The organism is Candidatus Pelagibacter communis (assembly GCF_001180205.1).
Classification (GTDB): domain Bacteria; phylum Pseudomonadota; class Alphaproteobacteria; order Pelagibacterales; family Pelagibacteraceae; genus Pelagibacter; species Pelagibacter ubique_O.
Genome location: NZ_CVSU01000044.1, coordinates 1 through 7744, shown reverse-complemented (window position 1 = coordinate 7744; position 7744 = coordinate 1). Strand labels below are relative to the sequence as shown.

At 28.9% G+C, this 7744-nt stretch carries 11 protein-coding genes; 1 reads left to right on the top strand and 10 read right to left on the bottom strand.

Annotated elements, in window-relative coordinates; all coding sequences use genetic code 11:
• From AMO08_RS01955 to AMO08_RS01945, 3 genes are all read right to left on the bottom strand, one after another.
• Window positions 1-764, bottom strand: a 764-nt coding sequence (locus tag AMO08_RS01955; RefSeq protein WP_143323791.1) for a TRAP transporter large permease subunit, incomplete at its 3' end; no start/stop codon positions are given.
• A complete protein-coding gene (locus AMO08_RS01950) occupies window positions 757-1245 on the bottom strand; it encodes a TRAP transporter small permease (RefSeq protein WP_075484649.1) in 489 nt (162 codons plus the stop codon). The genes AMO08_RS01955 and AMO08_RS01950, both read right to left, overlap by 8 nt.
• A 49-nt stretch (window positions 1246-1294) precedes the next feature.
• Entirely contained in the window at window positions 1295-2266 is a 972-nt protein-coding gene (locus tag AMO08_RS01945) for a TRAP transporter substrate-binding protein (protein ID WP_075484648.1), read from the bottom strand.
• Between the two features lie 111 nt (window positions 2267-2377).
• On the opposite strand from AMO08_RS01945, the gene AMO08_RS01940 reads away from it, so the two are divergent.
• The gene (locus tag AMO08_RS01940; protein WP_075484647.1) at window positions 2378-2989 is read left to right on the top strand and encodes a YjbE family putative metal transport protein; all 612 of its coding nucleotides are present in this window, start codon (window positions 2378-2380) and stop codon (window positions 2987-2989) included.
• Here the strand turns inward: AMO08_RS01940 and panB are convergent, their stop codons facing one another.
• The 7 genes from panB to AMO08_RS01905 all read right to left on the bottom strand — a co-directional run.
• The gene (gene panB / locus AMO08_RS01935; RefSeq protein WP_075484646.1) at window positions 2990-3760 is read right to left on the bottom strand and encodes a 3-methyl-2-oxobutanoate hydroxymethyltransferase; all 771 of its coding nucleotides are present in this window, start codon (window positions 3758-3760) and stop codon (window positions 2990-2992) included.
• Window positions 3753-4154: a hypothetical protein gene (locus tag AMO08_RS01930; protein WP_075484645.1), complete on the bottom strand. Its 402-nt coding sequence runs from the start codon at window positions 4152-4154 to the stop codon at window positions 3753-3755. Before AMO08_RS01930 ends, panB begins: the two co-directional genes overlap by 8 nt.
• A 10-nt stretch (window positions 4155-4164) precedes the next feature.
• On the bottom strand, window positions 4165-4584 hold the full coding sequence (locus AMO08_RS01925; RefSeq protein ID WP_075484643.1) for a VOC family protein: 420 nt from the start codon (window positions 4582-4584) through the stop codon (window positions 4165-4167).
• Between the two features lie 61 nt (window positions 4585-4645).
• Window positions 4646-5140, bottom strand: a complete 495-nt coding sequence (locus AMO08_RS01920; RefSeq protein ID WP_075484641.1) for an anthrone oxygenase family protein — start codon at window positions 5138-5140, stop codon at window positions 4646-4648.
• Between the two features lie 26 nt (window positions 5141-5166).
• Window positions 5167-6729, bottom strand: a complete 1563-nt coding sequence (guaA, locus tag AMO08_RS01915; protein WP_075484639.1) for a glutamine-hydrolyzing GMP synthase — start codon at window positions 6727-6729, stop codon at window positions 5167-5169.
• A complete protein-coding gene (locus AMO08_RS01910; RefSeq protein WP_075484637.1) occupies window positions 6719-7159 on the bottom strand; it encodes a tetratricopeptide repeat protein in 441 nt (146 codons plus the stop codon). The genes guaA and AMO08_RS01910 overlap by 11 nt, the downstream gene beginning before the upstream one ends.
• The coding region (locus AMO08_RS01905; RefSeq protein WP_143323790.1) for an IMP dehydrogenase at window positions 7159-7744 on the bottom strand (586 nt) is incomplete at its 5' end. The genes AMO08_RS01910 and AMO08_RS01905, both read right to left, overlap by 1 nt.

The window sequence follows — 7744 nt, the reverse complement described above, 5'->3', positions numbered from 1 at the left end:
CCAACTACACCTAAAGAAGCAGCCTCAGTTGCTGTTGCAACTCCAGTGTATATTGATCCGATTACAGCTGATATTAAAATAATTACTGGTAATAGTTGTTTTGATTTTCTTATTTTTTCTAGAAAGGAAAAATTTTCTACATACTTTGGCATGCTTTTTTTATTTATTAATGACCAAATCATCACGTAAGACATAAATATAAGTGCAATCATTATCCCTGGAATAATTCCTGCAATAAATAGCTTTGCTATAGACTCTTGAACAGTTACTCCATAAATTATTAATATTATTGAAGGGGGGATAAGAAGCCCTAAAGTTCCTGAGCCAGCTAGACTACCTAACAAAATTTTTTCTGGATATTTTCTTTTTCTTAGTTCTGGGATAGACATCTTACCTACTGTTGCAACAGTTGCAGCAGAAGAGCCAGAAATTGCAGCAAAAAGTGCACAACCAACAACATTTACATGAATTAATCCACCAGGTAATTTTTGCATCCAAGGTGATAGTCCAGCAAATAAATTTTCTGATAACTTGGTCCTAAATAATATTTCACCCATCCAAACAAACAATGGTAAAGCTGTTAATGTCCATGATGATGAGGTTCCCCATATCGTAGTTGCCATGGCATCTCCAACTGGTCTTGAAGTAAATAGCATCATCCCAATTGTTGAAACACCTATCATGCTTATTGCTACCCAAATGCCAGATCCAAGAAAGAATAAAAGTACACTTATAAAAAATATTATGAGAAATATTTCAGTCATTCTTATTTAAAATTGTTAAAATAAATTTATGTAAAACAGCTATAAAAAGAATTAAAGATCCAATAGCTACACTAGTTTGAGGTATCCAAATTAAGATCTCATCTGCACCTTCGCTTCTCTCTTGAAAATCATAAGAGATTAATAACATTTTCCATAAGTAGAAAGACAAATAACCTGAAAAAATTGTTGCTACAATCAGACACCATATTTCTAAAAATCTTTTATAAGATGAAGAGGCTTTTTCTAAGAAAAGAGTAATTCGAATATGTCCACCCTCAACAAAAGTAAAAGCCAAGGCATAAAAAGAGGCTGCAGCCATACAGTAGCCTGAGTACTCAGCTAAACCCCTTATGTAAAAACCAAAAATCCTTGAGGAAATTCCAATTAAAATAAAAACTGCAACAAGTATTAAAAAAAAGGCAGCTAAATATCCTGAAAATTTATAAAGTTTATTTAAATTATTATTTATTGATTGAAACATTTAGTAAAAAGGCCAACTTACTACAAGTTGGCCTTTTTTTTAAGACTATTTATTTGTAAGCAGATAAAACTGCAGCACCTCTGTCTCCAGCTTTTGCTTTCCATTCTTCAGACATTGTTGCTCCAACTTTTTCAAAATGTTTTTTCAAAGCTGAATTAACTTCGCCTACTTCCATTCCAGCATCTGCTAAAGCTTTCTTGTCTCCAGTATTACCTTGTTTAGATAATTCCCAACCCTTTTCTTCAGCAATTGCTGCTTGGTTCATGACAAGATCTTGAGTTGCTTTATCAAGTTTATTCCAAGCGGCTTTATTAGCTATGATCATGTTTTTTGGAAACCATGCTGCTATATCATAAAAATATTTAACACCATTTTCCCAAATCTTGCTATTTTTACCAGTTGTTGGTGAAGTAATCATACTTTCAACAGCACCTGTAGAAAATGCTTGGCTAATTTCAGCTGCTTCAATTTTAGTTGGTGCCATTCCTGTTAACTCTGCAATTCTAATTGTTGCTGAATTGTATGCTCTAAATTTTAATCCATTTAGATCACCAACTTTTTTAATTTGCTTTTTACTGTAAAGTCCTTGTGCAGGCCATGGCACTGCATAAAGAAATACCAATCCTTTTTCATCAAGACTCTTAACAATATATGGCTTTGAAGCTTCATATAATTTCATAGCATCGTCATAAGTAGTTGCTAAGAAAGGTAATGAGTCAATTTCATATAAAGGATCTTCTTTTCCAAGAGCAGACATGAATCTTTCACCAATAGGTGCTTGACCTGTTCTTACAGCTCTGAAAATTTCACCACCTTTAAATAATGAACCACCTGGATGAGTTACAATTGTAAGTTTTCCACCACTTTTTTCAGTTACATTCTTTGCAAATTCTGTTGCATTAGCAGAATGAAAGTTTCCAGCACCATAAGCAAGTGCCATATCCCATTTTTCAGCTAAAGAAACGTTTGCAAATAAAAATACTGAAGTAATTATAGATATAAATAGTTTAAATAATTTCATCTATCCTCCTTTTTAAAATTAACATTTAATTATCTCTTAGAGGTTAAATCAATAAAATTATCATTATGGTCTCATTGAAAAATTATCAGATTATACTATTATAATGTTATCTTGATTGAAGAGCTCATAATTTTAACCAATATAATTTTTATCACAATTATATTAACAGCTGATAACGCAGTGATAGTTGGATCTATAGCTTCAAATTTTGTTCCAAAAAATAGAAAACAAATAATTCTTTGGGGTGTAATTGGAGCCTTTGTTTTTAAAATTTTTTTTGCAATTTTTGCTACTTTTTTATTTGAGTTTTATTTTATAAAAATTTTGGGTGGTTTATTATTAATTTGGATTGTAAATGATTTAAGGAAAGATTTACTAGACATTAAAAAAGTAAAGCCCACTACTAAAAAAGGTAAAGAGCCTTCATTCATTAGTAGCATTGGAAAAGTTTTATTTGCAGATATCATGATTAGTTTTGATAATGTCATTGGTGTAGTTGCGGCAGCAAAAGGATATTTTGGATTTATGATATTTGGTCTTATGCTATCAGTTGTTTTGACTGGTGCTTTAGCTACATATATGGCTAATTATATTCAAAGACATATTTGGATAGCTTATATCGGCTTAGTATTTATCTTAATCGTTGGTCTACAATTAGTAATTGGTGGATTGGTTGATCTTGAAATATTAAATATTAATGAAGAATTTAAAAAATACTTTTAATTAAAAAGAATTTTTTTTATTAGGAAATTTAACTTTTCTGACTTCTTTTGAATAATTAGAAACAGCTTTAGAAATATCATTTCTAATATTTGCATATTTTTTTACGAATTTATAATTCATAGGATTTAATCCAATTAAATCATCCAAAACTAATATTTGACCATCGCAATATTTAGAAGCTCCAATCCCTATTGTTGGAACTGTAATATTTTGACTTACAAGTTTTGCTAAAGAAGTCTCAACACATTCTAAAACAATAGAAAACACTCCAGCTTTTTCTAACAATTGCGAGTCTCTTAGGATGTGATCTCTCTCTAGCTTTTTTTTGCCTTTAAATTTAAAAGTTTTATCTGACTGAGGAAGTAGCCCTAAATGCCCCATAACTGGAATTTTATTTTTAACTAAAGTTTTAATTGTTTCGTAAATTTTTTTTCCACCTTCCAATTTTACACCATCACATTTAGTTTTTTTCATTATTAGTTTTGCATTTTTTAAAGCTTCTTTAGGAGTTCGATAGGTGTTATGTGGCATATCTACAATCATTAAACTTTTTTTAATACCCATTCTGACACTTTTAGAATGTTCAATCATAGTATTCAAAGTAACTTCTCTCGTAGATTTATAATTGTATAAAACCGAACCAAGAGAATCTCCTACTAAAATTAAATCACAATAATTATCCAATATAGAAGCAATATTTTTTGAATAGGCAGTTAGACTAACTATTTTTGACTTATTTTTTTTTTTAATAAATTTTTTAATTTTACTCATTTATAAATTCTTGGCTCTTATAAGCTTTCAAAAGCTTTTTAGATATAGATAGTTTCTTTGCAATAGGAGATTTTTCGTCAATAATTCTCCAAAAAGGAAGTTTTGGTTTTTTGGTTTTTTTTTTAATTTGTTCCTCTAATGATGCCTCTATAGCAATTCTTAAAAAAATCCCTGTAGATACTGGGCACGTTTTGTTAGCTTTGGCTTTTTTAGCTAAAGCTTCTCTCATTTCAATAACTGTCTTTTTTTTACCTTTAGGAATTTTATGAATATATTTTGCTATTGAACTTGGAGATGAAACTAGCATCTTTTCACCTTTCTTAATATCTGCAAAATTAAAAGTTAATTTTTTAATTTTTTCCTTGTATGGTTTGTTAAACTTAGCAATCCACATTAGAAAAATATTACCAGGTACCAGTATTCTCCATTGAGGCCCAAGGCTCTTTGGGTTCTAAATTTCCTTCTTGAAGTATTTCAATTGAAATTTTGTCTGGCGATCTAACAAAAGCCATATGACCATCTCTTGGTGGTCTATTAATAGTATAACCCATATCCATTAATCTTTGGCAGGTTTCATAAATATTATCTACTCTATAGGCAAGATGACCAAAATTTCTTGAACCTTCTCCAAGCTCATCACCATCCCAATTATATGTTAATTCTATTTCTGCTTTTTCATCATTTGGTGCTGCAAGAAAAATTAATGTGAATCTTCCTTTTTCATTTTCCATTCTTCTTGTTTCTTTTAAACCAAGCCCTTCACAGAAAAATCTTAGAGACTCATCTACATCTTTAATTCTAATCATTGTATGTAAATATTTCATGAAATAAGTTTATAATTAAAAAAATAGTGTAATACAATAAAGTTTACTCGCTAGTTTAGTTTTATTGAATATTGATAATTACAAGAAAAGTCAAACTTACAATCAATGAAATGATTGTCCGAATTTTGTTAAAAAAGTTCCATTTTGTTTCGAATTCTAAACGCTCCAGTCGTAAATTTTGATTATCCATTTCATCAATTTTCATTTTTTTTATATTATTATTTAAGGGAATATGAATTAATATAGTTATGCCTTGAACACCCAATAAATATGTAAAACCTGTTAATACCAACACCCAATTATTAAAAAAACCTTCACTAACTATAGAAACGATAATTAAACATATAACTGAGATGATAGAGCCTATCCAAACAAAAATAAAAATAGGCTGGTTATTTTGAATTATTCCATCTGTTACTTGGAATGCTCTTAAAAACTCTTTATCATTGAGCTTTGATAAACCAGGCATTACAACAATTGCGTATAATAGGACAAATCCAGCAACTAGAGTACAAAATAGAGTGGAAGAAATTAATGAAATATTTAAAAAATCCATTTAAAGTCTAACTCAAATTATTTTGTTTATTCAAGTTCAATAGTACTTGGTGGTTTTGAAGTAACGTCATACACTACCCTATTTATACCTCTTATACTGTTAACTATTTTATTTGAAATAGTTTGCATAAAGGATTTTTTAAATTCATAATAATCAGCTGTCATACCATCTTCAGATGTAATTGCTCTTAATAAACATAAATATTCATAGGTTCGATTATCTCCCATAACACCTACAGTTTTAACTGGCAGCAATGCTGCATATGCTTGCCAAATCTTATGATAAAGACCGTGATCTTTTAAAGCTTGAATAAAATAATAATCAGCTTCTTTTAAAATTTTAATTTTTTCATTAGTTATAATACCTGGCATTCGAATTGCTAAGCCTGGTCCAGGAAAAGGATGTCTTGAAATAATTTCTTTACTTAAATCTAACTCTAAACCTAATTTTCTTACCTCATCCTTAAATAAGAATTTTAGTGGTTCTACTAATTTTAAATTCATTTTTTTCGGTATGCCACCAACATTATGATGTGATTTAATTTTAGAAGTTTGACTACCAGTAACTGATTTACTTTCAATCAAGTCTGGATAAAGAGTGCCCTGAGCTAAAAATTTAACATTTTTAATTTTCTTAGCATACCGTTCAAATATTTTGATAAATAAATTGCCAATTATTTTTCTTTTTTTCTCTGGATCAGAAACATTTTTTAATTTTTTTAAGAATTCTTTTTCAGCATTTACATAAATTAAATTCATTTTTAAACGCTTCTTAAAAGTTTGAACTACTTGCACTTCCTCATTTTTTCTTAAAAGGCCAGTGTTTACAAAAATACAATAAAGTTTTTTACCAATAGCTTTATTCAGTAATTGAGCAACTACACTGCTATCTACGCCTCCTGATAATGCACAAATAACCTTGTTATTTGCAACTTGTTTTCTAACATCTTTAATAAGCTGATTTTTTTGATCCTTAGAGGACCAATTTTTTTTAATTTTACAAACTAAAAAAATAAAATTACTTATTAATTTCTTTCCATTCTCTGTATGAGTTACTTCAGGATGAAATTGCACTCCATAATATTTTTTAATTTTATTTTCAACAATTGCAAATTTTGAATTAGTGCTTGATGCAACAACTTTAAAATTCTTAGGCAGTTTTGAAACTTGATCAGCATGGCTCATCCAAACTTGTTTGGATTTTTTATTTCCAAAAAAATTAGTTGTTAAAAGACTGTTATTTTTTTTATAAACATTAGCTAAACCAAATTCTCTATGTTTTGATTGTTTTACCCTTCCACCATTAAGTTTTGATAAAATTTGATGTCCAAAACATATTCCAAGAACAGGTATATCAAGTTGTAAAATTTTTTTATCAAATGAGTATTTATTTATTTGATAAACGTTTAATGGACCGCCAGATAATACTATTCCTTTAATACTGTTATTTATGTCTTTTAATTTTATTTTTTTGTGACTAACTATCTCTGAAAAAACACCTAATTCTCTTACTCTTCTTGCAATTAATTGAGTAAATTGAGAACCAAAATCTATTATTAAGATTTTGTTAAGATTTTGATCAAGACTCATTATTTTCAGGTTCTATATTTTTTAATGACTCTTGAATATCTTTGTTTTCATCACATAAATTTTTGCAAACTTTTACAAACTTATCTGAAAGATCTTTGACTTTTTCATAATTAGATTTTTCTAAAGCAATTTTCATTAACATCAATAAAGCTTCTTCGTTATCAGGCTCAATTAAAAGTGTCGTTTCTAAATTGTATTCTTCTTTTCTTTGATTTTCTTCTTGGTTATAAATTTTTGCTAAATATAAATATGAGTTTGCATCTTTTGGATTAAAAACAATATTTCTCTCAAATAGAAAACGCGCATCTTCATATTTTTCTTTTTTATACAATTCTAAAGCTTCATTAAAAAAATTTTCTTTACTAAAAGACGTACTGTTAAAAAAAGCTGTTAAAAATATTATTCCTGTTAATTTTAAAAAGTTGCTCATTAATATTTACTATCGTTTTTTACCACATCTACATTATGAACCATACTTTCATAAAATCCAGCTTTTGTAATTTTCACAAATTGTGGTTTATTTCTTAATTTAATGATTGTTTTTGATCCAAGATAGCCCATGGAAGATTTCAATCCACCAATTAATTTATAAATAATACTCCCAACATCTCCTTTATATTTTACGAAACCTTCAACACCTTCAGGCACATATTTTGAGGAGTCTTTTTGTTTTTTTTGAAAGTATCTATCAGCTGACCCTTTATTCATAGCTCCAACAGACCCCATTCCTCTAAAACTTTTGAAAAACTGTCCATTTTTTTTTATTAATTTTCCTGGGGTTTCGTTTGTACCTGCGAATAACGAACCTATCATTACAGCATCTGCTCCTGCAGCAAAAGCTTTTGCTAAATCACCAGAATATTTTATTCCCCCATCTGAAATTATTTTAACATTTTTATTTTTTAAACCACTTCTTACAGCTAAAATTGCGCTTAGTTGCGGAACTCCTATTCCAGCAACCAGTCTTGTTGTACAAATTGAACCTGGCCCTATACCAATTTTAATTATATCTACT

What these genes read in the sequence shown, in the direction of transcription:
- AMO08_RS01930 (WP_075484645.1), bottom strand. Translation starts at nt 4,154, where the DNA reads ATGTGGATTGCTAAGTTTAACAAACCATACAAGGAAAAAATTAAAAAA.
- AMO08_RS01925 (WP_075484643.1), bottom strand. Translation starts at nt 4,584, where the DNA reads ATGAAATATTTACATACAATGATTAGAATTAAAGATGTAGATGAGTCT.
- AMO08_RS01950 (WP_075484649.1), bottom strand. Translation starts at nt 1,245, where the DNA reads ATGTTTCAATCAATAAATAATAATTTAAATAAACTTTATAAATTTTCA.
- panB (WP_075484646.1), bottom strand. Translation starts at nt 3,760, where the DNA reads ATGAGTAAAATTAAAAAATTTATTAAAAAAAAAAATAAGTCAAAAATA.
- AMO08_RS01920 (WP_075484641.1), bottom strand. Translation starts at nt 5,140, where the DNA reads ATGGATTTTTTAAATATTTCATTAATTTCTTCCACTCTATTTTGTACT.
- guaA (WP_075484639.1), bottom strand. Translation starts at nt 6,729, where the DNA reads ATGAGTCTTGATCAAAATCTTAACAAAATCTTAATAATAGATTTTGGT.
- AMO08_RS01910 (WP_075484637.1), bottom strand. Translation starts at nt 7,159, where the DNA reads ATGAGCAACTTTTTAAAATTAACAGGAATAATATTTTTAACAGCTTTT.
- AMO08_RS01945 (WP_075484648.1), bottom strand. Translation starts at nt 2,266, where the DNA reads ATGAAATTATTTAAACTATTTATATCTATAATTACTTCAGTATTTTTA.